This is a genomic window from Pseudomonas sp. MF4836, assembly GCF_002018875.1.
Lineage (GTDB): Bacteria > Pseudomonadota > Gammaproteobacteria > Pseudomonadales > Pseudomonadaceae > Aquipseudomonas.
Map to the genome: position 1 here is coordinate 452048 of NZ_MVOL01000002.1, position 24063 is coordinate 476110.

The following is a 24063-nucleotide window of genomic DNA, read 5'->3' on the forward strand; positions in this document are numbered from 1 at the left end:
CTTGTCGCGCAAGTGGTTACAGGTAATCGACCCGGCTCAAACGATCCAGGGTCCGGCCCATCTGAAACGTAAATGGCCGGCCCAGGGTCTGCATCTTTTGATCGCACAGCGCTTGCAGCTCATCTTTGCGGGTGTCGAAAGACTGGGCGGTTGTGAGCTTCTGCACGCCGATGGAGCCGATGCTGATGGCGAATTCGTCGAACGGAACAGGCGCGGGCCGGGTGATTTTCGAGCTCGATGGCCAGATCTGGACGTTTTTCTGTTGCAGGTGCCGGTTCAGGTCCGGGTCATCGAAATGCACCCTGAGCGGTACCTTGGCGATGCTGCTGCGGATCATCAATGAGATCAGGCCGGGCTCCCTGAGGTCGTCCTCGAGGGCTTCATAGGCGATCAATTGCAAGCGCTCGGGCATTTTCAGGTGGGCGGTGATCTTGCAAGTGACCGGGCCTTCGATTTCGCTCTCGCTGACGATGGCGCTCATGGTGTCCTCATAGCTGCGGGCCAGCAGCATTTCGAAGGTCGGGTCGAACTCCAGGCTGGCGTCGATGCTGTCCGGCAGCCCGCTGGAGCCGGACGGGGTGACGCTGGCATGGGCGTTATCCAGGTCCAGGCGCAGGTTCATCGAGCTGGCCTTTCGCGCGTTGGTGACCCCTTCGAAGAGGGACCTGAGGCTGCCTCGTTGTTCCGGGCTCAGGGAACGGTCCGCCAGGCGCAGGTGGATCACCTTGTCATCCTCCGCGTCGCGCTCCAGGGCGATGGCATCCGGGTCCAGGCCTTGGGCGCTGAGCGCGGTGTAAATGCTCTGCTTGTACGCCTCGTGCACCAATTGGTCGGAGAATTGCGGGCCGGCCTTGGGGTCGGAACGCACCGAGTCCTGGAAGTGCAGGGTCGCGAAGTCTTCCTTGCATCCGGTCAGTGAGAGCAGCAGTGGCAACAGCAGCAGGCAGCAACGTTTCATGGTGGGCTCGTGCAGAGGATCAGCGGGGGCAGGGTTCGCGGCATGGGCGAACCGGAGAAGGTGCGGACAGGCGGCCGACGCGTCACTGCGCGAGGCGGCGACCATTGAGGCCGATGACCACGGCGAACTTTTTGGCGATGACCACCTCGGCCAGGTTGCTGGCGGCCAGGAAGTTCTGCATCGGGTAGGGAAATTCCACGGGGATTTCACCGATCGACACATGTTGCAGCGCTTGCGCCGGCAGCTCGATGCCGTCGCTCGCGGCGCCGCCGCGAATCAGGTAGACGTTGTCGCTGACAGGTTCGTAGGACATGCCGCCACTGCCCTGGATCCGTTGCAGGCTGGCGGTCTGTTCGGCCAGCACTTCCAGTTCGGCCTGGGTGATGGTGCGATGGGGTTTGCCGTGCAGGCGCAGGTCCTGCAGGTTCATGCGGTACTTGGCGCGGCGGCTCAGGTAGATGACAGCCGACACCAGGCTGATGACACCAAAAACCAGGGTGACCAGGTTGAGGAACAGGTTCATGCGCATCCTTGCAGGTACTGGCAATCAGGGTCGCGCATTATCCGCATCCGTTGCCGGTGGGTCCATGGCCCAGCCCGGGGCTTGCCCACTTTTTTGCGCGGCAGGCCAGGGCTTAATCGAAGCTCATGAAGCAGTCGCGCTCGGCGTAGTACTCGATGGCCGCCAGTAGCTCGGTGTTGCTCACCGTCGGCTTGTGGTGCAGGGCGCTCATGACCACGTCTTCGAGCAGTTCGTCGCTGAACCAGAATTCCAGGCCGTTCTGGATGACGTACGGCGGGTAGATTTCTTCGTCGTCATCGGTGATCTGGGAAAACGCCTCGATCACGCAGGGGGTTTGCAAGGTCAGAGGGGTGTCTTGTGGCGCGCCGTAGACGCAGAACTGCAGGGTTTTTTCCTGCTGGCGCAGACGCTCGATCAAGTCGCCAAAGGCCAGGTGCTGCTGGTAGTGCATAACACCTCCGCCGGTCATTCGCGGTAGCTGACGCTGGCGATGTAGTGAACGATCACGCCGCGGATGCTGGCGGTCGATGGGGTGCCGGTGAAACGGTGGTCGTAGGCCAGCACCAGTTGATTGAACGGCTGCGGGGTTTGCCCCAGGCCTTGCTCGGTGAGGCTGTCGCAGATGCTGGCGGCGTATGAAAAGTCTTCAAGGGCGGCGAGCAGCGAGCAGCCCACCTCGACTCGCGCAACTTCCAGCAGGTCGTCGTCGAGGCTCACGCCGAAGGCCCGGGAAAACTCCGAACCCTGGCTATCGCCGTCTTCGGTGTAGCTGGGGCAGGTCAGGTGGTGCAGCGTGTCCTCGCTCCAGTCAGCGTGGGTCGCCCAGATCGAGACGGTTTTTTCCGGCATTTGCGGTTCCTTGGCAAGCGCTCGGCATGGGGGCTCAAGCGTGCTCGGTAAAAGTGTTGCGGACTTTACCAGACACCAGAGTGCCCTGGAGTTTGTTGCAATCGCTCACACACTGCGCGGCAGGCAGGCGCCTTGGCTGTCTAGGTGGCAGTACACGAGCGCCGTTGGTCTGACGGCGGATATAGCATATTGAGATATCAGATGCTCGCGTCTAGCCTCCATAGCACTATGCGATAGGGACATTGCATGCGAATCATCACGGTCAAACGAATCTGGGAAGCCAAGGCGCGCTGGCAGCAGTCGGCCAATGCCCTGGATACGTGGTATCGGCTGCTCAAGGGCAGCAAACCGGTGGATTTCGCCGCCCTGCGCGCTCTTTGTCCGGCGGTGGACAAAGTGGGCCCGCTGCATGTGTTCGATATCGGTGGTAACAACGTGCGGTTGATTGCAGTGGTTCGCTATACCACGCAGAAGCTGTACATCCGTCATGTGTTGGATCACCGCGACTATGATCGCGGCCAATGGAGGGAGGAACGAGGATGAGTGTGTTGGTCGAGCAGGCTGCCGAGCATTGGCAGTATGTGGCGCCCCTGGTGTGCAAACCCAGGACCGAGGCGGATTACGACAGGTTGGTCGCGGCGCTCGATGAGTTGCTGGAGCTGACCGGGGATGACGAGGCGCATCCGCTCAACAGCCTGGTGGATATCATCGGCGACTGGATTGAGGCCTACGACGAAGAGCATCGGCCCATGCCGCAGGTCAGTGGGGTCAGTATGCTGGCGTCCCTGATGCGCGAGCACGGCCTGACCCAAAGCGACCTGCCCGGGGTGGGCGCGCAGTCGGTGGTGTCGGAGGTGCTCAGCGGCAAGCGCCAGCTCAACCTGCGGCAGGTCCGCTGGCTGGCCGAGCGCTTTGGTATCTCGGCCGAAGTGTTCATCTGAGGGCGCGACTCAGGAAGAACAGCTGATCTCCAGGTGCTTGCCCCACTCCGGGGGCCGCTCGGCATAGGCCTGCATGCCGGGCTGCTCCTCGAACGGCTGGCTCAAGACGCTGTGCAGGCGGCGTACCTCGCTGTAGTCGCCGCTCTCGGCGGCATCGATGGCCTTTTGCGCCAGGTAGTTGCGCAGGATGTACAGCGGGTTGACCCCGTGCATCCGTGCCCGGCGCTGAGCCTGAGGCTCCTGCGGCTCGCGGGCGACCCGGGCCTTGTAGCGCTCGGCCCAGGCGTCGAACCCCTTGATGTCGACAAAGTCGTCCCGCAGGCGGGCCACGGCCAGTTCGGCGGACTCGTCCCCCAGGCGGCGGAAGAACAGGGTGTAGTCGACGCTGCTGCCCTGCATCAGTTGCAGCAGTTGCTCCAGCAACTTCTGGTCCTCGTCCTCGGCGGTGGTCAGGCCCAGGCGCCGGCGCATCAGGTCCAGGTACTGCGCCTGGTACAGCGGCAGGAACAGGCCGAGGGTTTCGCGCAGCGCCTCGACGCTGATGAAGGGGGTCAGGGCCTGGGCCAGTGCGCTGAGGTTCCACTGGCCGATCGGCACCTGGTTGCTGAAGGAATAGCGGCCCTGGTCGTCGGAATGGTTGCAGATGAAGTGGGCGTCGAAATCGTCGAGAAAGGCGAAGGGGCCGAAGTCGAAGGTGATGCCCAGGATCGACATGTTGTCGGTGTTCATCACCCCGTGGCAGAAGCCATAGGCCTGCCACTTGGCGATCAGTTCGGCGTTGCGCTCGACGATCTCGCGAAACATCGCCAGGTACGGCTCGGGCTGCTCAAGGCACTCGGGGAAGTGCATGGCCAGCACGTGTTCGCCGAGCTGTTTTTGCTGCTCGGGTTTTTTCGTGTAGTAGAAATATTCGAAGTGGCCAAAGCGGATATGACTCGGCGCCATGCGCAGCACCATCGCCGCCCGCTCCTGTTTCTCGCGCCAGACCGGGGTGTCGGAGCCGATCACGCACAGCGCCCGTGAGCTGGGGATGCCCAGGGCATGCAGCGCCTCGGAGGCGAGGAATTCGCGGATCGACGAACGCAGCACCGCGCGGCCATCGCCCATGCGCGAGTAAGGGGTTTGGCCGGCGCCCTTGAGGTGCAGGTCCCAGTGCTCGCCGGCGGCGTTGTACACCTCGCCCAGCAGCAGGCCACGGCCGTCGCCGAGTTGCGGGTTGTAGGAGCCGAACTGATGCCCGGAATACACCATCGCCCGTGGCTCGGCCTCGGCCCACAGCTTGTGCCCGCCAAACAGCTCGGCGAACACCGGGGTCTCGGCCAGCGCCGGGTCCAGGTCCAGCAGGGCCATGGCGGCGTCGCTTGCCACCACCAGGCGCGGGTTGTCGATGGGGTCGGGCAGGACGTGGGTTGAGAAGGCGTCGCCCAGGCGGGCGAAGCGATTGTCGAAGGTCAGTTCGTCGAGGGCTTTCAACGGCCATCTCCTGGGGTCTGGTGCCGTTTGGTGATGAGCCGCGTTGCGGGGCCAAACGGTGCGAGGAAAGGCGCGGCCTGTCACCAAGCGGCAACAGGCCCTCGCAGAATGTCCGAGCATTCTGCTCGGGATAGGGCGCCTAGTCGAGTTTGCCCGGCGGCGGCTCTTGCAGCGGCTTGCCTTCGGGCAGCGGGACAATGGTCTTGGTCTCCGGCTCGATGGGCACCATTTTGTACTCCTGGCCGTGGAGGTTTTTCAGGTAGACCTCCATCTGCCGGAACGAAATGTTGATGTGCTGCTTCTTGAACTCGCGGTTGATAAAGCGGTTGACCTCATCCACCACCGGGTTGCGGTCGCCCAGCTCGCGCACGTGCATGCGCAGTTCGTGGTCCAGGGTGCTCTCGCCGAAATTGAGGAAGTACACGTGGGGCTCGGGCTCCTTGAGCACCCTTGGGTTCTCCCGCGCGGCCTTGAGCAGCAGTTCTTTCACCAGGTCCAGGTCCGAGCCGTAGTCGACGCCGAGCTTGAGGGTGACCCGGGTGATGGTATCGGTCAGCGACCAGTTGATCAGTTGCCCGGTGATGAAGGTCTGGTTGGGGACAATGATGTCCTTGCGGTCGAAGTCGGTGATGGTGGTGGCGCGGATGCGGATCTTGCTCACCGTACCCGACAGGTTGCCGATGGTGATGGTGTCGCCAATGCGCACCGGGCGCTCGAACAGGATGATGATGCCGGAGATGAAGTTGGCGAAGATCGCCTGCATGCCAAAACCCAGTCCCACGGACAAGGCCGCTACCAGCCACTGCAACTTGTCCCAACTGACCCCGAGGGTCGAGAGGGTGGCGACGAAACCGACCCCGGCAATGGCGTAGGACAACAGGGTGGTGGTGGCGTAGGCGCTGCCCTGGGCCAGGTCCAGCTTGGACAGCACCAGCACCTCCAGCAGCCCCGGCAAGTTGCGCGCCAGGGCGAAGGTGATGCCGATAATGATCAGCGCGCCGAGCATGTCGCCGATGCTGATCGGCACCATGCTCATGTTGGCGCCGGTGCCGCTGGTGTATTCGTAGAGGGTGACGTTGTCCAGGTAGGAGAACACGGTGATCAGGTCCGACCAGACCCAGTACAGCGCCGCCATGAAGCCGCCGAGCAAGGCCAGACGGATCAGGCGCAGGGATTGCTCGTTGACCTTTTCGATATCCAGGGGCGGCTCTTCGACCATCGCATCGCCGCTTTCCCCGGCTTCCTTGGCAGCCTGGCGCTTGCTCAGAGCGCGCTGGTAGGCCAGGCGCCGTGCCGCGACGCTGAGGCCGCGCACGAAGGTGGCTTCGATCACCAGCCAGAACATCAGCAGGTACAGGGTATTGATCAGGCGGTCGCTGAGTTTCAGCGCGGTGTAGTAGTAGCCGAAGCACACCGCGATGAACAAGGCGATCGGCAACGCCGTGAACAGCACCCCCACCGCCTTGCGAAACAGCGAGGCGTTCTGGTGGGTCGGGCTGCTCAGCAGCAGGCGGCTGAGCAGCCAGGCCATCAGCGCGTAACAGGTCAGGACTACGGCGATCCCGAGCACATCATCGGCCAGGGCCGCCGGTTGGTGCTCGGCCACCGCCACCACGGCCACCAGTGCCAGCACCACCAGGCCCAGGCGCCGGACCCAGCCCTGGAGGAATTCGACCTGGGGCTTCTCCCAACGGAAATGCAGTTCGGCCACGCCGCCCGGCGCGAGGATGCGATAGGCGGTGTAGAACACCAGCCAGGCCTGGGCCGTCTGCAACAGCGCGGCACCGAGGTTGGCGTTCTGCCCCCGGGCGTCGATCTGCAGGGCATAGCCGCACAGCGCCAGGGCCAGGGTCACCGGCATGGCCAGGAGGATATTGACCAGGATCGCCAGCGGTGTGTGCCACTGACTGTCGCGCTTGAAGTGGCCGATGTCCTGGTGAACCTTGTTCAGGCGCGAATACAGGCTCTTGCGTCGCCACAGCAGGGCACCGATCAACAGCAGCAGCGGCAGGAACAGCAACGGGCGCTGGGCCAGGCCGTCGGTCAGCTCGCTCAGGCTCGAGGCCCAGGGCAGGGTGGTGATCTGCTTCTGCAGGCGCTGCGGCACGCCTTCCAGCCATTCGAGGTCCAGCGGCTTGTTGCTGGGGATCCAGAACATCTGCTCGTCGAGGGTCGCCCGCAGGTTTTGCGAGGTGCTCAGCAGTTGCTTCTGGTTCAGTTGCAGGGTGATGGATTCGTTGAGCAGCGCGCTCAGTTCGCGGTTCAGCCGCTCCAGCAGGTCGGCGCGGGTGATCGCCAGGTCGAGCAGGGTCCGGCGCAATTGCGGCGTGACCTGCTCGGACGGCTGGGTGGCCAGCAGGTTGTCGACGTAGGTGCTGGGGCTGCTGATCAGCTCGCGCTGCTGGTTGACTTCGAACTGGTACAGGCGGATGTCGGCGATCTGGTCGGCTAGGTCGCGGTCCAGGCGCAGGCACGGCAGGGCCTGTTTCTGCTTATAGAGGATCTTCGACAGCAGCAGGCTGCCCTTGAGCACGCTGATCTGCTCGTCCAGGGCTGCATCGCTCTGGGTCACGCTGTCCAGTTGCTGCTTGGTTTCCAGGTTCTGCTGGGTCAGTTCGTTGAGACGGTCGGTGCTTTTGAGCAGGTAGTCGGAGAGCTTGAGGTTGGCCGCGCTTTCGCTGGCCAGCAGGCTGCTGCTGCCGGCCTTTTGCGCTTCGATGGACTGCTGGGTGACGGTCTGCTGCGACTGGGCCAGGCGTTTCTGGTTGATCAGGGTCTGCAGGTCCTGGATTTCCTGTTCCAGGCGCGCAGTTTTTTCCATCAGCAGGTCATGCTGGCTGTTGCCCAGATCCTGCAACTGGCTATTGCCTGCCAGCTCCTGGCGCCGCAGGGGGATCAAGGCATTGATCGCCGCCAGTTCGGCATTCAACAGGTTGCGCTGGTCGGCGCTGAGCAGCTTGCCGTTGTCGCGGCCGGACTTGAGGGTCAGGTTGATCTGCTGGGTGCGGGTCTGGCTGCTGCTGATTTCCGCCTGGGCGCGCTCCGGACGGGTTTGCGCGGTAATGGTCAGGCTGTTGGCATCGGCCAGGGCTTTTTGCAGGTCGCTTTGCTGGGTGGTGCGTTCGGTGAGCAGTTGCTCCAGCTGCGACACCGGCGCGCTGGCATAGCGTTGCGCTACCGGCACCACCTTGGTGGCTTTGAGGCGAGCCAGTTCACGCTGGTTTTCCGTGGTCTGGCGCGGCGCGTTGGCCAGTTGCTGCTTGAGGTCGTTCAGCCGCTGTTCGTAGTCCTGCTTGTTGCTCAACTGGGTCAGGGTGTTTTGCAGCACCGTCTGCAAGGCTTTCTGGTCGGCCTCGGGCAGTTTGCGGTCGGCGATTTTGTCCAGGCTTTGCTGGACCGCTTCGGCGCTGGGCGGTTCGGCAGCCTGGGCGGCGCTTACGGAAAAACACAAGCCCAGCAGGGCAATGGCGAGAAAAGTGCGCAGGGTTGGCATAGAGACCGGTCAAGCAAGTGGAAAAAGGGTCGGGTGCGTCAAAGCTGGTATCAGGTTGATACTAAACCGCAACGCGCCCTGGAGTTTAGAGGAAGAGACCGGGGCCCGGGCGACTTCCTTCGGGGAATCTGACGCCCACTTTGCTGATCTTGTTCCCGTCCATCACTGCAACGGTCCAGATGGTGCTGTTCCACTCCACCTGGTCGCCCACCACCGGTGCGCCACCGACCTTCTGGGTGATGAAACGGCTCAATGGCATGTCGCTATCAAGGCCGTCCAGCTTAAGCCCGTACAGCGCCGAAACCGCGCCCAGCTGGGCGTCTCCTTCCAGCACGAAGTCGCCGAAGAAGCGCAGATCCAGGCCACGTTGCGGGGCCTGGCTGAAGAGTTTGCCGAGGGCCGACAGGTTGTGTTCATGGCCGATCACGCACAGCAAATCATCGGCTTCGAGCACCGTACTACCCGACGGATGGAGCAGTTCCTGGCCGCGGAACAGGGCCGCGATCCGCGTGCCCTCGGGCATTTTCAGCTCGCGCAGGGCGGCGCCGATGCACCACTTCTCCGCGCCCAGGCGGTAAACGAACAGCTCCCACTCGCTGGTGACGTGGACTTCCAGCGCGGCCCGGGAAATCGGCGCCGGCTCCGGCGGCACCGTGACCTTCAGCAGCTTGGCGACCCAGGGCAGGCTGGTGCCCTGGACCAGCAACGACACCAGGACGATAAAGAACGCCAGGTTGAAGTACAGCTGGGCGTGGGGCAGCCCGGCCATCAGCGGGAACACCGCGAGAATGATCGGCACCGCGCCGCGCAGGCCGACCCAGGATATAAAGGCTTTTTCCCGACCATGGAAGGCCTTGAACGGCAGCAGGCCGACCATCACCGACAGCGGCCGGGCAAACAGGATCATCCACAGCGCCAGGCCCAGGGCCGGCAGGGCGATGGGCAGCAGGTCGTGGGGGGTGACCAGCAGCCCCAGCACCAGGAACATCCCGATCTGCGCCAGCCAGGCCATGCCGTCGAGCATGTGCAGGATGCCGTGGCGGCTGCGCACCGGGCGATTGCCGATCACCAGGCCACACAGGTACACCGCGAGGAAACCGCTGCCATGCAGGGCGTTGGTCAGGGCGAACACCAGCAGGCCGCCGCTGATCACCAGGATCGGGTACAGGCCGTTGGCCAGATGGATGCGGTTGACCATTTGCAGCATCACCCAGCCACCGCCCAGGCCGATCACGCCACCGATGCCGAACTCGCGCAGCAGGTGCCCGAGCAGGCTCCAGTGCAGGCCGGTCTGGCCGCTGGCGAGCATGTCGATCAGGGTCACAGTGAGGAACACCGCCATCGGGTCGTTGCTGCCGGATTCGATCTCCAGGCTCGCGGTCACCCGTTCGTTCAGGCCCTTGCCGCCCAGCAGGGAAAACACCGCCGCGGCATCCGTGGAGCCGACGATGGCGCCGATCAACAGGCCCTGGATCAGGTTGAGGTCAAATAGCCAGGCGGCGGCCATGCCGGTCAGCCCGGTGGTAATGAGCACCCCGACCGTGGCCAGGGACAACGCCGGCCACAACGCCACGCGAAAGCTCGAGACCCGGGTGCGCAAGCCGCCGTCGAGCAGGATCACGGCCAGGGCCAGGTTGCCCACCAGGTACGCGGTTGGGTAATTGTCGAAAATGATCCCGCCGCCATCGACGCCGGCAGCCATGCCCACGGCCAGGATGATCACCAGGATCGGGATGCCCAGGCGGGACGAAAGTGAACTGACTAAAATGCTCGCACCTACCAGCAACGCGCCGATCAAGAACAGGCTGTTGATGGTCGTCGCATTCAAAGGCAGTACTCCAGGAGCGAAAAGGCGGGCACAAACTGACCATGCAGTCTGCGTGCCAGCGATTCTAACCTGTTGAAATACGGTGATGTCAAAAAGCTTTTTATCGCGGCGTGCCGGGTGTTCTGGGTACCCCGTTCTATAGGGATACCCAGGCGGCCAGGCTACAGGTGAAAGCGTGTCACCAGGTTACTCAGGCCGACTGCCAGGCGCGACAGTTCCTGAGCCGCTGCACTGGTCTGGCCGGCCCCGGTTGAGGACTGCACCGACAGGTCGCGAATGTTCACCAGGTTGCGGTCGACCTCGCGGGCCACGGTGGCCTGCTCTTCCGCGGCGCTGGCGATCACCAGGTTGCGTTCGTTGATTTCGACAATCGCACTATTGATGGTGCCCAGGGCCTGGTCTGCGCCGCGCGCGATGGTCAGGGTCGATTCAGCGCGCTCGGTGCTGTGGTGCATCGAGCTCACGGCCTCTTCGGTGCCGGTCTGAATGCTGGCGATCATGCGCTCGATTTCGCTGGTCGATTGCTGGGTGCGATGGGCCAGGGCCCGCACCTCGTCGGCCACCACCGCAAACCCGCGTCCGGCATCGCCGGCCCGGGCGGCCTCGATTGCCGCGTTCAGGGCCAGCAGGTTGGTCTGGTCGGCCAGGCCGCGAATCACATCCAGGACCTTGCCGATATCGCGCGATTCATTGGCCAGGTCGCCGATCAGGCTGGCGGAGCCCTGCACGTCCTGGGTCATGCGTTCGATGGCGATCAGGGTTTCCTGAACGATGTCGCGGCCCTCGCCCGCCGAGGACGTGGCGTTCTGCGAGGCTTCACAGGTGCTCACGGCGTTGCGCGCGACCTCTTCCACGGCGCTGGTCATCTGGTTGACCGCGGTCGCTGCTTGCTCGATTTCGTTGTTTTGCTGGCTCAGGCCCTGGGCACTTTCGGCGGTCACGGTATTGAGTTCTTCAGCGGCCGACGCCAGTTGCGCCGACGAGCCGGATATTTCTTGCAGGGTGTCCCGCAGTTTTTCCTGCATGGTGCCCATGGCTTGCAGCAAGCGGCCGGCCTCGTCCTTGCCATCGACCTGCACCGCTTGGGTCAGGTTGCCCGCAGCAATCGCCTCGGCGGCCTTCAGGGCACTGGCAATGGGTTGGGTAATGCTGCGAATCAGCAGCCAGGCAAAAATCGCGGTCAGCACGCTGGAGAAAATCAGCAGCCCGACCACCAGGTTGAAGGCCCGGGAATATTGCTCTGTGGCCTGCTCGTTGCTATCCAGGCTCTGCTGGGTATTGACCTGCATCATCTGGTTCAGCAGCGCGTTGACCGCCTCGGAGTTGGTCTTCATCTCGCCATTGACCAGTGCACGCAAGGCTTCGATCTGGTTACTCCGTGACAAGATCGCCATGCGCTGTTCGAGCTGGCGATATTGCTCATGCAGTGCCTGGAACTGCGTATAGCCGGCCTGTTCCTCGGGGCTGCTGATGGACTCTTCGTAAGCGGGGCGTATGGCCCGCATCTGCTGTTCGCTGTTCTCCAGTTCATCGAAGGTCTGTTGCAGTACGTCAGGTTCACGGTTGACCAGCAGCCGGTAGGACAGCACCCGCTGGCGCATGGTCAGTTGGTTGAATGTATTGAGACCGCTGAGGCTGGGGATGTTGTCGCGAGAGATGTCTTCAGCCGCGCCACGGATCTGGCGCATCTGGGTCAGGGCAAAGATGCCGAGGGCCAGCATCAAGCCGCCGATCAGGGCAAACCCGAGGACGGCCCTTGGGCCGATATTCATATTGCGCAAAGACATGGTGCTTACCTCGAGCAGGGGCGCTATGGGAGGCGCCGGGGTTTTTGGACGGAAGTACAAAACCTATCGGGCTGGCCAATCAAAGCTTGATACATCTGATGCACTTTCAGAAAAATCCTACAGGGCGAGGGGATCTCAGGAACCACGGGGGCGAAACACAGTCTTTAAAGCTCGCCGAAAAGGACCGCGGCCAGGTTTATCAAGGCGTTGCGCCGGATAGCCCTGGCATCCGTGGTGACTTTTCTTTATCGTACGCGCCCTTTGAAAATGCTCGGAAAATCATAATGTTGGAAGCATCCCTAAGCCAATTGGAACAGCTGGTCAGCGACCTGGTGCAACAGAACCAGGAACTGCTCGGCACGAACGAAACCCTGAAGAGCGAACTGGCTCAGGCCAAGGATGAAAACGAAAGCCTGCAACTGAGCCTGATGGAGCAGGAAGAGAAACAAGGCGCGACCGCCGCCCGTATCCAGGCCCTGGTCGAGCGCGTCAGCGCTGGTCCCGTTAGCGCATGATGCACGGCGCCGAAGGGGTAAAAGTCGTCTCGATTCTCGGTGAAACCTATTCGATCAAGGCGCCGGCCGGGGAAGAGCAGACCCTGCTGGACGCTGCATTGATGTTGAAAGCCGCGTTGGCCGACACCAAGAAGAAATACCCATCGTTGATTGGCGACCGGTTGTTGGTGCTGGCAGCGATGAATCTGTGTTCGCAGCAGATCGAGATGCAAAAGCGCCACCAGCAGGAACTCAACCGTTACCAAGAGCAAGTCAGCGCCACGGTTGAAGTCATCGCCAAGACTATCAACCAGGGTTGAAGGGTTTGAGTACAACCAAGGAGTAGATTGTCGATTGAGTTGTATACAATCGGCACGGCTGTTGCAGTGTTTCAGCCTCTTATTCTTTGGGGGTGCTCCATGCAGTTCTGGCGACGCAGTATTCAATGGCAACTGATCCTGGGCATGGGTACTGCCCTGCTGGTCAGTGTTCTGATCGTGGTTGGCCTCTACACCCTGGTGGTCAACCGCCTGGCCCAGAGCTATCTGCTGGAGCAGGCACTGCCGTCGAGCATCGAAGCGATGCGCAACGATATCGAACGGATTCTGGTACAGCCGCTGACGGCAGCGAAGGACATTGCCGGCAACACAATGGTGCGTGATTGGCTGGCGGGGGGCGAAAACGTCGCTCAATCGGACAGCTTCGTCAGCTACCTGGAAGGTATCCGCGCCGAGCACCAGGCCTTCACCGCCCTGATCGCGGGCACCGCCAGCCACCACTACTACAACGAAAAAGGCCTGGACCGGACCCTCAGTCGGTCCAATCCCGCCGACTCCTGGTTCTACTCCTTCATCGACGGCGATTCGCCGCGCCTGCTCAATATCGATAACGACACCAGCACCGGCGAGCTGGCGCTGTTCATCGACCTCAAGGTGCGCCAGGCCGGCAAGGTGGTGGGTGTGGCCGGGCTGGGCCTGAGCATGCGCGAGCTGTCGGAGCTGATTCACAATTTCAGTTTTGGCGAGCGCGGTAAGGTGTTGCTGGTGCGAGACGACGGCCTGATCCAGGTCCACCCCGAGGCCCGGTTCAGCGGCAAGCGCCAGCTGGCGCAGCAGATCGGCGAAGACGCGGCCAAGGCGGTGATGGGCCATCAAGGCCTGTCCAGCAGCGCCTTCATCCGCGACGGCGAGGACTACCTGGCCTTCAGCCTGCCCCTGCGCGACCTGGGCTGGACCCTGGTGGCCGAAGTGCCCAGGGCGCAGATCTACGCCGAGGCTCGGCAGGCCCTGTGGCTGACCAGCGGCATCGGTTTGGCCGTGGCCCTGGCCTGCCTGTTATTGGTGGTGCTGCTGGCGCGTGGGCTGGTGCGCCCGATCCGCCAGGTAACAGCGGCGCTGGTAGCGATTGGTAGCGGTGGTGGCGATTTGACCCATCGCCTGGATGCCAGTCGTGCCGATGAGCTGGGTGATCTGGCCCGGGGCTTCAATCGTTTTCTGCAAAGCCAGCGCGACATGATCGGCGAAGTCCTGGCCACCAGCGAGCGCCTGCGTGCGGCCGTGGGCCAGGTGGCGCAGGTGGTGGACAACACCGCCGGGCGTTCCGGCCGCCAGCAGGAAATGACCGACATGGTGGCCACCGCCGTCCACGAAATGGGCCTGACGGTGCAGGACATCGCGCAGAACGCCGGCAACGCCGCGCTCGCCTCGCAGTCGGCACGGGACGAGGCGTTGCAGGCCCGTGACGTGGTGGGGGGATCGATCCGGCATATCCAGAGCCTGTCCGATGAAGTAGGGATTGCCGCCGAGGCGGTGAGCGAACTGGCGACCCAGGTGGCTTCCATCGATCAGGTGCTGGCGGTGATTCGCAGTATTTCCGAACAGACCAACCTGTTGGCCTTGAACGCCGCCATCGAAGCGGCGCGGGCCGGTGACATGGGCCGTGGTTTCGCGGTGGTGGCCGATGAAGTGCGAACCCTGGCGCGGCGGACCCAAGCCTCCACTGATGAGATCCAGCACATGATCCAGCGCCTCAAGCAGGGCGCGGAGAACGCCGTGTCCTCCATGCATTCCGGGCAGGCGGCCACCGGCACCGGAGTCGAGTCGAGCCAGCGCACCGGGGCTTCCCTGACCGCGATTACCGGCCAGGTCGAGCGCATCAGCGACATGAACCATCAGGTGGCGACGGCCACCGAGGAGCAGTCGGCGGTGACCGAGGAAATCAATCGCAATGTGCAGGGCATCTCCGACCTGGCGCGGGCCACGGCCAGTGAAGTGCAGGCCTGCCGCGAAGACTGCCAGACCCTGCAGCGCCTGGCGGATGACCTGGCGCGGCAGGTGGGCGGGTTCAAACTGGGTTGATCGAGTGCGTCAGGCCCCGTGTCTCAGAGCCCGCGCCTCAGAACCAGGCGTCCTGCATGGTCAGGCAGGTGTCGTCCCGGGCTTCGAGCAGGGCCAGTTCATGATGGCAACTCGGTACTTCCCAGGTCAGGAAGTACCGCGCCGCCTGCAATTTGCCCTGGTAGAAATCGCTGTCCGCCGGGTTGCCCCTGGCCAGCCCTTGTTCGGCGTGGATCGCCTGTTCCAGCCAGCGCCAGCCAATCACCGTGTGGCCGAAAGCTTTAAGGTACAGCGCCGAGTTGGCCAGGCTGCTGTTGACCCGGCCCTGGGCCAGGTCGCCGAGCAGGCCCAGGGTCACGCTTTGCAGGCGTGCCACCAGTTGCTCCAGGGGCTGGCGCAGGCGCGTCAGTGATTCATGGGCCTGGGCCCGTTCTGTGGTCTGGGCGATCAGGCGGATCAGTTGCTTCAGGCCGGCGCCACCGTTCTGCGCCAGCTTGCGCCCCAGCAGGTCGAGGGACTGGATGCCGTGGGTGCCTTCGTGGATCGGGTTCAGGCGGTTGTCGCGGTAGTACTGCTCCACCGGGTATTCGCGGGTGTAGCCGTGGCCGCCGAGGATCTGGATCGCCAGCTCATTGGCCTTGAGGCAAAACTCCGAAGGCCAGGATTTGACGATCGGGGTCAGCAGGTCCAGCAGTTCGTGGGCCTGCCTGCGCTCGGTCTCGCTGCCCAGGGTGGTGGTGTCATCGAACAGCCGCGCGGCGTACAGGCCAAGGTCGAACGCGCCTTCCACATAGGCCTTCTGGGTCAGCAGCATGCGCTTGACGTCGGCGTGCTGGATGATCGACACCGGTGCGGTGTTCGGGTCCTTGCTGTCCGGCAGGCGGCCCTGTGGCCGTTCGCGGGCGTACTCCAGGGAGTACAGGTAACCGGCATATCCGAGCATCACCGCGCCCATGCCGACGCCGATCCGTGCCTCGTTCATCATCTGGAACATATAGCTCAGGCCCTGGTGCGGCTTGCCCACCAGGTAGCCGACGCAGGCGCCGTTGTCGCCGAAGTTCAGTGCGGTGGAGGTGGTGCCGCGCCAACCCATCTTGTGGAACAGCCCGGCCAGCAGCACGTCGTTGCGCGGACCGAGGCTGCCGTCATCGTTGACCAGGAACTTGGGCACGATAAACAGCGAAATGCCCTTCACTCCGGCCGGCGCATCCGGCAGCTTGGCCAGGACCATGTGCACGATGTTTTCCGACAGCGGGTGATCGCCGCCGGAGATAAAGATCTTGTTGCCCTTGAGCCGGTAGCTGCCATCGGCCGCCGGTTCGGCGCGAGTGCGGATATCCGACAGCGAAGAGCCGGCGTGGGGTTCGGTGAGGGCCATGGTGCCGAAGAAACGACCGTCGATCATCGGTTGCAGGAAGCGTTGCTTCTGCTCCTCGGTGCCGAAGCTCTCGATCAGGTTGGCCGCACCCATGGTCAGGAACGGATAAGAAGTCGAGGCCGCGTTGGCCGCCTGGAAATGCGCAAAGCAGGCCTGGGACAGCAAGGTTGGCAACTGCATGCCGCCAGCCTCGAAACTGCGGGCAGCATTGAGAAAGCCGGCCTCGAGAAAGGCGTCGACGGCGGGTTTGACGTCAGGAATCAGAATCGCTGCGCCGTTTTCATAGCGCGGTTCGTTCTCGTCACCCTTGCGGTTGTGCGGGGCGAAGAACTTCTCGGCAATGCTGCGGGCGGTGCCGATGGCGGCATCGAACGTTTCGCGATTGTGTTCGGCAAACCGCTCGCGCTGGGTCAGGCCCTCGGCATCGAGGACTTCATACAGCTCGAAAGCCAGATTGCGGGAACTGAGCAGCGTCTCGGACATGGCGGCCTACCTGTAGAAAAGTATGCCGCGAGTGTAGGAAGGCTTATAAAAAGGGGGAAGGAAGATAGATGGGGGTGATGGGGCGGCACAAGCAGCAAGTAACAGCGGCAAGTTGCAAGCCTCTAGCGGCAAGAAAAAAGCAGCCCGAACTGGACTGCTTTTCCTTGCCGCTAGAAGCTTGCCGCTGCTCTTACCCGATGGTCATGAGGCTGGCGTTACCGCCCGCCGCAGCAGTGTTGACGCTCAGTGCGCGCTCGATCACCAGGCGTTCCAGGGCCACCCCGGTTTCGCCCTGGGACAGGCCGTGCACGCCGACGATGGCGCCGGCACGCTTGGCCACTTGCTCGCACACTGCGCGCAACTGGTCGGAGTCGCCGTGATGCAGCACGGCATCGATCAGCACCTCGTCCTTGGTCCAATCGGCGACGCGCTGGATGCGGGCCTGGACGTCCTTCGGCAGGCGCGCATACAGCGCCTTGCCCGGTTCACCTTCCGGCCATACCGCGCTGCCGCCTACGGCCAGTACCGCGGCCAGTTGCGTCAGCAGGTCGCCTTCGTCCTGGGCCAGGCACAGCACGTGTTCGCGGGGCAGGATCGCGTAGCTGTTGCGCTCACCGGTCGGGCCGGCCAGGGTCCGGGTGACGCCACTTTGCGATTGCGCCGCAAACTGCACGCAGAGCGCGCCCAGTTCCGCCAACTTATTGCTTTCGGCCCAGGCTTGCAGGGCGCCCAGCGGTTTGCTCATGGCGTCGCGCAGGCGCACATCCGGTGCATTCAGGGCGTCGCCACGAGCGAACGACTGCTCGATGGCGTCCACTGGGCGGGTCGACAGCAGGCGGTACAGGTACAGCGGGCCACCGGCTTTCGGGCCAGTGCCCGACAGGCCTTCGCCGCCGAACGGTTGCACACCGACCACGGCGCCAACGATGTTGCGGTTGACGTAGACGTTACCGGCATGGACGTTGTCGATCACCTTGGCGATGGTTTCGTCGATGCGGGTGTGCACGCCCAGGGTCAGGCCGTAGCCCGAGGCGTTGATCTGGGCGATCAACTGGTCGATCTCTTTGCGCTTGTAGCGCACCACGTGCAGCACCGGACCGAAGATCTCCCGTTGCAGCTCGTCGAAGCTTTCCAGTTCGATCAGGGTCGGCATGACGAAGGTGCCGCGCTTGATTTCTTCGCCGTCGGCAATCGCCACCTGGTACACGTTGCGACCTTTGTCGCGCATGGCCTGGATATGTTTCTCGATGCCGGCCTTGGCTTCGGCGTCGATCACCGGGCCGATGTCCACCGACAGGCGCTCCGGGTTGCCCAGACGGCATTCAGCCATGGCGCCCTTGAGCATTTCGATCACGCGGTCTGCCGAATCTTCCTGCAGGCACAGTACGCGCAGGGCCGAGCAACGCTGGCCGGCGCTGTCGAAGGCCGAGGACACCACGTCGATGACCACTTGTTCGGTCAGCGCCGAGGAGTCGACGATCATCGCGTTCTGGCCGCCGGTTTCGGCGATCAGCGGAATCGGCCGGCCCTGGTTGTCCAGGCGCCCGGCGACGTTGCGTTGCAGCAGTCGCGCCACTTCGGTGGAGCCAGTGAACATCACGCCTTTGACCCGATCGTCGCCAACCAGGCGGGCGCCGACGGTTTCGCCGCGGCCCGGCAGCAGTTGCAGCACGCCTTCGGGAATCCCGGCTTCGAGCAGAATGCGCACGGCTTGTGCCGCCACCAGCGGAGTTTGCTCGGCAGGCTTGGCCAGTACCGGGTTGCCGGCAGCCAGCGCTGCGGCGACCTGGCCACTGAAGATGGCCAGCGGGAAGTTCCACGGGCTGATGCAGACCACCGGGCCCAATGGGCGGTGGGCATCGTTGGTGAAGTCGTTGCGAGCCTGTACCGCGTAGTAGCGCAGGAAGTCCACGGCTTCACGCACTTCGGCGATGGCGTTGGCGAAGGTCTTGCCGGCTTCGCGGGCCAGCAGGCCCATCAGCGGCTGGATCTCGCCTTCCATCAGGTCGGCGGCGCGTTCCAGGATCGCGGCGCGTTCGGCGGGCGGGGTCGCCTGCCAGATCGGGCCAGCGTTGATCGCGCACTGGAGAGCATTGTCGACGTCTTCGACCGTGGCTTCCTGGACATGGCCGACCACGTCGCGCAGATCCGACGGGTTGAGCACGGGGGCAGGCGCTTCGGTGCTGGACGCGCAGCCCAGCATCGGCGCGGCTTTCCAGTTGTTGTGAGCAGTGGCCAGCAGGGCGCAGGACAGCGATGCCAGGCGGTGTTCGTTGGCCAGGTCGATGCCCGCCGAGTTGGCGCGCTCGCTGCCGTACAGATCACGCGGCAATGGAATACGCGGGTGCGGCAGGCCGAAGCCGCCTTCCAGCGTTGCCATTTGCTCGATGCTGGCCACTGGATCGGCCACCAGCTCCTGGATCGAAATCGACTGGTCGGCAATCCGGTTGACGAACGAGGTGTTGGCGCCGTTTTCCAGCAGGCGACGGACCAGGTAGGCCAGCAGGGTCTCATGGGTGCCCACCGGTGCGTACACGCGGCACGGTCGGTTCAACTTGCCTTCGGCAACCTTGCCCACCACTTGCTCGTACAGGGGTTCGCCCATGCCGTGCAGGCACTGGAACTCGTACTGGCCCGGGTAATAGTTCTGCCCGGCGATGTGGTAGATGGCCGACAGGGTGTGGGCGTTGTGGGTAGCGAACTGCGGGTAGATGACTTCCGGCACCGACAGCAGCTTGCGTGCGCAGGCGATGTAGGAAACGTCGGTGTAGACCTTGCGGGTGTAGACCGGGTAGCCCTCCAGGCCTTCGACCTGGGCGCGCTTGATTTCGCTGTCCCAGTACGCGCCTTTTACCAGGCGGATCATCAGGCGATGGCGGCTGCGGCGCGCGAGGTCGATCACGTAGTCGATCACGTACGGGCAGCGTTTCTGATAGGCCTGGATCACAAAGCCGATACCGTTCCAGCCGGTCAGCTGCGGCTCGAAGCACAGGCGCTCCAGCAGGTCCAGGGACAGCTCCAGGCGGTCGGCTTCTTCGGCGTCGATGTTCAGGCCGATGTCGTATTGCTTGGCCAAGAGGGTCAGCGACAGCAGACGCGGGTACAGCTCGTCCATCACGCGCTCGTACTGGGCGCGGCTGTAACGCGGGTGCAGGGCCGAGAGCTTGATCGAGATGCCCGGGCCTTCATAAATGCCGCGACCGTGGGAAGCCTTGCCGATCGAATGGATGGCCTGCTCGTAGGAGGCGAGGTACTTCTGTGCATCGTGTTCGGTGAGTGCCGCTTCACCGAGCATGTCGTAGGAGTAGCGGAAGCCCTTGGCTTCGAACTTGCTGGCGTTGGCCAGGGCTTCGGCGATGGTTTCGCCGGTGACGAACTGTTCGCCCATCAGGCGCATGGCCATGTCGACGCCCTTGCGGATCATCGGCTCGCCGCTCTTGCCGATGATGCGGCTCAGGGACGATGTCAGGCCGGCTTCGTTGTGGGTGGCCACCAGTTTGCCGGTCAGCAGCAGGCCCCAGGTGGCCGCGTTGACGAACAGCGACGGGCTGTTGCCCAGGTGCGGCTGCCAGTTGCCGGTGCTGATCTTGTCGCGGATCAGCGCGTCACGGGTGCCCTTGTCGGGAATGCGCAGCAGCGCTTCGGCCAGGCACATCAGGGCCACGCCCTCCTGGGACGACAGGGAGAACTCCTGCAGCAGGCCCTGAACGATACCGGCACGGCCGCCGGCGCTCTTCTGGTTGCGCAGTTTTTCCGCAATCGACGACGCCAGCTTGTTGGTGGCTTCGGCCATGGCCGCCGGCAGGCGGGCCTGCTCGATCAGCATCGGCACCACTTCCGGTTCCGGGCGGCGGTAGGCGGCGGTGATCGATGCACGCAGTACCGACTGCGGGAGGATGCTTTCGGCGAATTCGAGGAAGCACTGGTGCGCGTGGTCGAGTTGCACCTCGCCGGCTTCGTCGCCGTCGGTGCGGATCGAACCGCTGAGCTCAGTCAGGGTTGCACCACCCTCGAGTTTTTCCAGGTAATTGAAAATTGCCTGCTTGATCAGCCAGTGCGGTGTGCGATCAATCGAGGTCGCGGCCGCCTTCAGGCGCTCGCGGGTCGGGTCATCGAGTTTGACCCCAAGGGTGGTGGTAGCCATATTTTTATCCTCATGTTTGCCACGACTGCGTGGCATCAGCTGGGCGCAAGATTAGCCGGGCGCCGAAAGAGGTGCAACCGGGTGCAACCCTTTTTTTGTCGGACAAATACGCAGCTCATCAGGAAAAAAATTCCAGTTGCTTGGGTGTGATCGCAGTTGGTGCTTTTCATTCTGAAAATCAGGCTTTTTGCTCCAAAAGGGAGCAAGAAATGGGTTATTACGGATTAAAACGACTAGGTGCAACTAATTCTCAAGAAACTGGTTGCACCCTATTTGAGTTGTTGAATAGGATTCGCGCCCAAGGTGCAACCGTCTCACGAGGGCGGTTCACCGGCTGATGGCTTTCCTGGGGAAACATCGGTCATAAATGCGCGGAACACCCCATCGTCTGTCAGACGTACACGTTTGGCGGTGAAGAATGACCGCAGCACCATAAAAACAAAGCCAGGGCGTAACTCAATGAGTGCAAGCAATCCAACCTTGATCACCTTCGTGATCTACATCGCAGCAATGGTGCTGATCGGCTTCATGGCCTATCGCTCTACCAATAACCTTTCCGACTACATTCTGGGCGGCCGCAGCCTGGGCAGCGTGGTAACTGCGCTTTCCGCCGGTGCCTCGGACATGAGCGGCTGGTTGTTGATGGGCCTGCCAGGTGCCATCTATATGTCGGGCCTGTCGGAAAGCTGGATCGCCATCGGCCTGATCATCGGCGCCTACCTGAACTGGCTGTTCGTGGCCGGTCGCCTGCGGGTGCAGACCGAGCACAACGGCGATGCCTTGACCCTGCCGGATTATTTCTCCAGCCGTTTCGAGGATAAAAGCGGTCTGCTGCGGATCATTTCCGCGGTCGTGATCCTGGTGTTCTTCACCATCTACTGCGCTTCGGGCATCGTGGCCGGCGCCCGTCTGTTCGAAAGCACCTTCGGCATGTCCTACGAGACCGCGCTGTGGGCCGGTGCTGCCGCGACCATCGCCTACACCTTCGTCGGCGGTTTCCTGGCGGTGAGCTGGACCGACACCGTACAAGCCACGCTGATGATCTTCGCCCTGCTGCTGACGCCGATCATCGTGCTGCTGGCCACCGGTGGCGTCGACACCACCTTCCTGGCCATCGAGGCCCAGGACCCAAGCAACTTCGACATGCTGAAAAACACCACCTTCGTCGGCGTGATCTCGCTGCTGGGCTGGGGCCTGGGTTACTTCGGCCAGCCGCACATCCTGGCGCGCTTCATGGCCGCGGATTCGGTGAAATCGATCGCCAAGGCCCGTCGCATCTCCATGACCTGGATGATCCTGTGCCTGGGCGGCACCGTGGCGGTGGGCTTCTTCGGCATCGCCTACTTCTCGGCGCACCCGGAAGTGGCCGGCCCTGTGACCGAGAACCACGAGCGTGTGTTCATCGAACTGGCCAAGCTACTGTTCAACCCGTGGATTGCCGGCGTCCTGCTGTCGGCCATCCTGGCGGCGGTCATGAGCACCCTGAGTTGCCAGTTGCTGGTGTGCTCCAGTGCCCTGACCGAAGACTTCTACAAGGCTTTCCTGCGTAAAAACGCTTCCCAGGTCGAGCTGGTGTGGGTCGGTCGGGCCATGGTGCTGCTGGTGGCCCTGGTTGCCATCCTCATGGCCGCCAACCCGGAAAACCGCGTACTGGGGCTGGTCAGCTACGCCTGGGCCGGCTTCGGCGCTGCCTTCGGTCCTGTGGTGCTGATCTCGGTGCTGTGGAAAGGCATGACCCGTGACGGCGCGTTGGCGGGGATCATTGTCGGTGCGGCCACTGTGATTCTGTGGAAACACTTCGACACCATGGGCCTGTACGAAATCATCCCGGGCTTTATCTTCGCCAGCCTGGCGATCCTCCTGGTCAGCAGCAAAGGCCGCCCTACGGCGGGCATGCTGCAACGCTTTGACGCTGCGGAAAAAGACTTCAAGCTCAATCGCTGACGGCCACGAGCCAAGGCTCGTTGCCCTCGGATAAGAAACGGCCCGCCACCTTCTGGTTGCGGGCCGTTTTTTTTAGGCCAGGCTCAGGGCCTGGTCGAGGTCGGCAAGGATGTCTTCGATGGCTTCGATGCCCACCGAGAGGCGGATCATTTCCGGTTTGACCCCGGCTTTGGCCTGCTCCTGCTCATTCATCTGGCGATGGGTGGTGGAGGCCGGGTGACAGGCCAGGGACTTGGCGTCGCCGATGTTCACCAGGCGCTTGAAGATCTGCAGCGCGTCGTAGAAACGCACGCCGGCTTCATAGCCGCCCTTGAGGCCGAACGAGAGAATCGCCGACGGTTTGCCCTTCATGTATTTCTGCGCCAACTCGTGGTGCGGGTGGTCAGGCAGCCCGGCGTAGCTGACCCAGGCCACCTGGGCATGCTGCTGCAGGAACTGCGCGACCTTGAGCGCGTTCTCGGTGTGGCGTTCCATGCGCAGGGCCAGGGTCTCCAGGCCTTGCAGCAGCAGGAACGCGTTCATCGGCGCCAGGGCTGCGCCGGTGTTGCGCAGTGGCACGGTACGGGCGCGGGCGATAAAGGCCGCCGGGCCGAACTTCTCGGTGTAGACCACACCGTGGTAGGCCGGCTCCGGGGTGTTGAGGCTGGCGAATTTTTGCGGGTGGTCGGCCCACGGGAAGGTGCCGCTGTCGACAATCACCCCGCCCAGGGAGTTGCCGTGGCCGCCAACGTATTTGGTCACCGAGTGCACCACGATATCGGCGCCGAACTGGATCGGCTTGCACAGGATCGGCGTGGCCACGGTGTTGTCCACCATCAGCGGCACGCCACGGGCGTGAGCGGCCTGGGCCAGGCCTTCGAGGTCGACGATGTTGCCGGCCGGGTTGCCGATGCTTTCGCAGTACACCAGCTTGGTCTTGTCGTCGATCAGCTCGGCAATCGCCTCGGCCGAATCATCCCGGGCAAACCGCACCTCGACGCCGAAGCTGGGCAGCAGGTGGGCGAACAGGGTGTAGGTGCCGCCGTACAGCTGCGGGGTGGAGACAATATTGTCACCGGCCTGGGTCAGGGTCTGGATCGCGTAGTGGATCGCCGCACTGCCCGCGGCCACTGCCAACCCGGCAATCCCGCCTTCCAGGGCTGCCATGCGCTGCTCCAGCACATCGTTGGTGGGGTTCATGATGCGGGTGTAGATATTGCCCGGCACATCGAGGTTGAACAGGTCCGCGCCATGCTGCGCGTTATCGAACTCGAACGCGACGTTCTGGTAGATCGGCACGGCCACGGCCTTGGTCGTCGGGTCTGATTTGAATCCATGGTGCAGCGCAATCGTTGCGTCTTTCATAAGTGGCTCGACCTCCTTGGCTTGCATTGGTTTTTTTGTAGGGCCTGAATGTAATGCCTTCGCAGCGCACAGGTCGAACTGGCATTAG

Annotated in this window: 17 protein-coding genes and 1 pseudogene; 7 read left to right on the forward strand and 11 right to left on the reverse strand. The window is 63.1% G+C overall.

From position 1 onward, the window contains the following. Window positions 1-16: 16 nt before the first annotated feature. From MF4836_RS05440 to MF4836_RS05455, 4 genes are all read right to left on the reverse strand, one after another. Window positions 17-958 (reverse strand): hypothetical protein, encoded by a 942-nt coding sequence (locus MF4836_RS05440; protein ID WP_078469487.1) that lies wholly within the window; start codon window positions 956-958, stop codon window positions 17-19. An 82-nt stretch (window positions 959-1040) separates the two neighbouring features. Beyond that, complete coding sequence (locus MF4836_RS05445) at window positions 1041-1481, reverse strand: hypothetical protein (RefSeq protein WP_078469488.1); 441 nt, start codon at window positions 1479-1481, stop codon at window positions 1041-1043. Window positions 1482-1593: 112 nt separating this feature from the next. Next, window positions 1594-1932, reverse strand: coding sequence for a DUF7716 domain-containing protein (locus MF4836_RS05450; RefSeq protein ID WP_078469489.1), 339 nt, complete (start codon window positions 1930-1932; stop codon window positions 1594-1596). A gap of 14 nt (window positions 1933-1946) precedes the next feature. Next, entirely contained in the window at window positions 1947-2330 is a 384-nt protein-coding gene (locus MF4836_RS05455) for an immunity 22 family protein (protein ID WP_078469490.1), read from the reverse strand. A gap of 246 nt (window positions 2331-2576) precedes the next feature. Between MF4836_RS05455 and MF4836_RS05460 the strand changes: the two genes are divergently transcribed. Next, window positions 2577-2873: a type II toxin-antitoxin system HigB family toxin gene (locus MF4836_RS05460; RefSeq protein ID WP_078469491.1), complete on the forward strand. Its 297-nt coding sequence runs from the start codon at window positions 2577-2579 to the stop codon at window positions 2871-2873. Beyond that, window positions 2870-3271 carry a helix-turn-helix domain-containing protein gene (locus tag MF4836_RS05465; protein ID WP_078469492.1) on the forward strand — a complete coding sequence of 134 codons (402 nt, stop codon included), beginning with the start codon at window positions 2870-2872 and terminating at the stop codon, window positions 3269-3271. The genes MF4836_RS05460 and MF4836_RS05465 overlap by 4 nt, the downstream gene beginning before the upstream one ends. A 9-nt stretch (window positions 3272-3280) precedes the next feature. Here the strand turns inward: MF4836_RS05465 and selO are convergent, their stop codons facing one another. The 4 genes from selO to MF4836_RS05485 all read right to left on the reverse strand — a co-directional run bounded on the left by selO (window position 3281) and on the right by MF4836_RS05485 (window position 11852). After that, window positions 3281-4744, reverse strand: coding sequence for a protein adenylyltransferase SelO (gene selO, locus MF4836_RS05470; RefSeq protein WP_078469493.1), 1464 nt, complete (start codon window positions 4742-4744; stop codon window positions 3281-3283). Between the two features lie 139 nt (window positions 4745-4883). After that, window positions 4884-8237 (reverse strand): mechanosensitive channel MscK, encoded by a 3354-nt coding sequence (gene mscK, locus MF4836_RS05475; protein ID WP_078469494.1) that lies wholly within the window; start codon window positions 8235-8237, stop codon window positions 4884-4886. Window positions 8238-8322: 85 nt separating this feature from the next. Then, complete coding sequence (locus MF4836_RS05480; protein WP_078469495.1) at window positions 8323-10065, reverse strand: potassium/proton antiporter; 1743 nt, start codon at window positions 10063-10065, stop codon at window positions 8323-8325. A gap of 161 nt (window positions 10066-10226) precedes the next feature. Beyond that, window positions 10227-11852: a methyl-accepting chemotaxis protein gene (locus tag MF4836_RS05485; RefSeq protein WP_078469496.1), complete on the reverse strand. Its 1626-nt coding sequence runs from the start codon at window positions 11850-11852 to the stop codon at window positions 10227-10229. Between the two features lie 284 nt (window positions 11853-12136). On the opposite strand from MF4836_RS05485, the gene MF4836_RS05490 reads away from it, so the two are divergent. The 4 genes and pseudogenes from MF4836_RS05490 (at window position 12137) to MF4836_RS36085 (ending at window position 14703) form a co-directional block, all read left to right on the forward strand. Next, window positions 12137-12367: a hypothetical protein gene (locus tag MF4836_RS05490; protein ID WP_078469497.1), complete on the forward strand. Its 231-nt coding sequence runs from the start codon at window positions 12137-12139 to the stop codon at window positions 12365-12367. Continuing rightward, on the forward strand, window positions 12364-12666 hold the full coding sequence (locus MF4836_RS05495) for a cell division protein ZapA (protein WP_078469498.1): 303 nt from the start codon (window positions 12364-12366) through the stop codon (window positions 12664-12666). The genes MF4836_RS05490 and MF4836_RS05495 overlap by 4 nt, the downstream gene beginning before the upstream one ends. 144 nt (window positions 12667-12810) lie before the next feature. Further along, window positions 12811-13836: pseudogene (locus MF4836_RS36080) on the forward strand (HAMP domain-containing protein); the annotation flags it as partial. A gap of 135 nt (window positions 13837-13971) precedes the next feature. Beyond that, window positions 13972-14703: a methyl-accepting chemotaxis protein gene (locus MF4836_RS36085; protein ID WP_443217282.1), complete on the forward strand. Its 732-nt coding sequence runs from the start codon at window positions 13972-13974 to the stop codon at window positions 14701-14703. Window positions 14704-14740: 37 nt separating this feature from the next. Here MF4836_RS36085 and MF4836_RS05505 read toward each other — a convergent pair whose 3' ends face one another. Beyond that, a complete protein-coding gene (locus MF4836_RS05505) occupies window positions 14741-16543 on the reverse strand; it encodes an acyl-CoA dehydrogenase (protein ID WP_078469500.1) in 1803 nt (600 codons plus the stop codon). Between the two features lie 190 nt (window positions 16544-16733). Next, complete coding sequence (putA, locus tag MF4836_RS05510) at window positions 16734-20687, reverse strand: trifunctional transcriptional regulator/proline dehydrogenase/L-glutamate gamma-semialdehyde dehydrogenase (protein WP_078469501.1); 3954 nt, start codon at window positions 20685-20687, stop codon at window positions 16734-16736. Between the two features lie 459 nt (window positions 20688-21146). Between putA and putP the strand changes: the two genes are divergently transcribed. Continuing rightward, on the forward strand, window positions 21147-22631 hold the full coding sequence (gene putP / locus MF4836_RS05515; protein WP_078469502.1) for a sodium/proline symporter PutP: 1485 nt from the start codon (window positions 21147-21149) through the stop codon (window positions 22629-22631). A 72-nt stretch (window positions 22632-22703) separates the two neighbouring features. Here putP and MF4836_RS05520 read toward each other — a convergent pair whose 3' ends face one another. Then, entirely contained in the window at window positions 22704-23975 is a 1272-nt protein-coding gene (locus MF4836_RS05520) for an O-acetylhomoserine aminocarboxypropyltransferase/cysteine synthase family protein (RefSeq protein WP_078469503.1), read from the reverse strand. Window positions 23976-24063 lie beyond the last annotated feature (88 nt).

What these genes read in the sequence shown, in the direction of transcription:
- MF4836_RS05440 (WP_078469487.1), bottom strand. Translation starts at nt 958, where the DNA reads ATGAAACGTTGCTGCCTGCTGCTGTTGCCACTGCTGCTCTCACTGACC.
- MF4836_RS05445 (WP_078469488.1), bottom strand. Translation starts at nt 1,481, where the DNA reads ATGAACCTGTTCCTCAACCTGGTCACCCTGGTTTTTGGTGTCATCAGC.
- MF4836_RS05450 (WP_078469489.1), bottom strand. Translation starts at nt 1,932, where the DNA reads ATGCACTACCAGCAGCACCTGGCCTTTGGCGACTTGATCGAGCGTCTG.
- MF4836_RS05455 (WP_078469490.1), bottom strand. Translation starts at nt 2,330, where the DNA reads ATGCCGGAAAAAACCGTCTCGATCTGGGCGACCCACGCTGACTGGAGC.
- MF4836_RS05460 (WP_078469491.1), top strand. Translation starts at nt 2,577, where the DNA reads ATGCGAATCATCACGGTCAAACGAATCTGGGAAGCCAAGGCGCGCTGG.
- MF4836_RS05465 (WP_078469492.1), top strand. Translation starts at nt 2,870, where the DNA reads ATGAGTGTGTTGGTCGAGCAGGCTGCCGAGCATTGGCAGTATGTGGCG.
- mscK (WP_078469494.1), bottom strand. Translation starts at nt 8,237, where the DNA reads ATGCCAACCCTGCGCACTTTTCTCGCCATTGCCCTGCTGGGCTTGTGT.
- MF4836_RS05485 (WP_078469496.1), bottom strand. Translation starts at nt 11,852, where the DNA reads ATGTCTTTGCGCAATATGAATATCGGCCCAAGGGCCGTCCTCGGGTTT.
- MF4836_RS05490 (WP_078469497.1), top strand. Translation starts at nt 12,137, where the DNA reads ATGTTGGAAGCATCCCTAAGCCAATTGGAACAGCTGGTCAGCGACCTG.
- MF4836_RS05495 (WP_078469498.1), top strand. Translation starts at nt 12,364, where the DNA reads ATGATGCACGGCGCCGAAGGGGTAAAAGTCGTCTCGATTCTCGGTGAA.
- MF4836_RS36085 (WP_443217282.1), top strand. Translation starts at nt 13,972, where the DNA reads ATGGTGGCCACCGCCGTCCACGAAATGGGCCTGACGGTGCAGGACATC.
- MF4836_RS05505 (WP_078469500.1), bottom strand. Translation starts at nt 16,543, where the DNA reads ATGTCCGAGACGCTGCTCAGTTCCCGCAATCTGGCTTTCGAGCTGTAT.
- putA (WP_078469501.1), bottom strand. Translation starts at nt 20,687, where the DNA reads ATGGCTACCACCACCCTTGGGGTCAAACTCGATGACCCGACCCGCGAG.
- putP (WP_078469502.1), top strand. Translation starts at nt 21,147, where the DNA reads ATGAGTGCAAGCAATCCAACCTTGATCACCTTCGTGATCTACATCGCA.
- MF4836_RS05520 (WP_078469503.1), bottom strand. Translation starts at nt 23,975, where the DNA reads ATGAAAGACGCAACGATTGCGCTGCACCATGGATTCAAATCAGACCCG.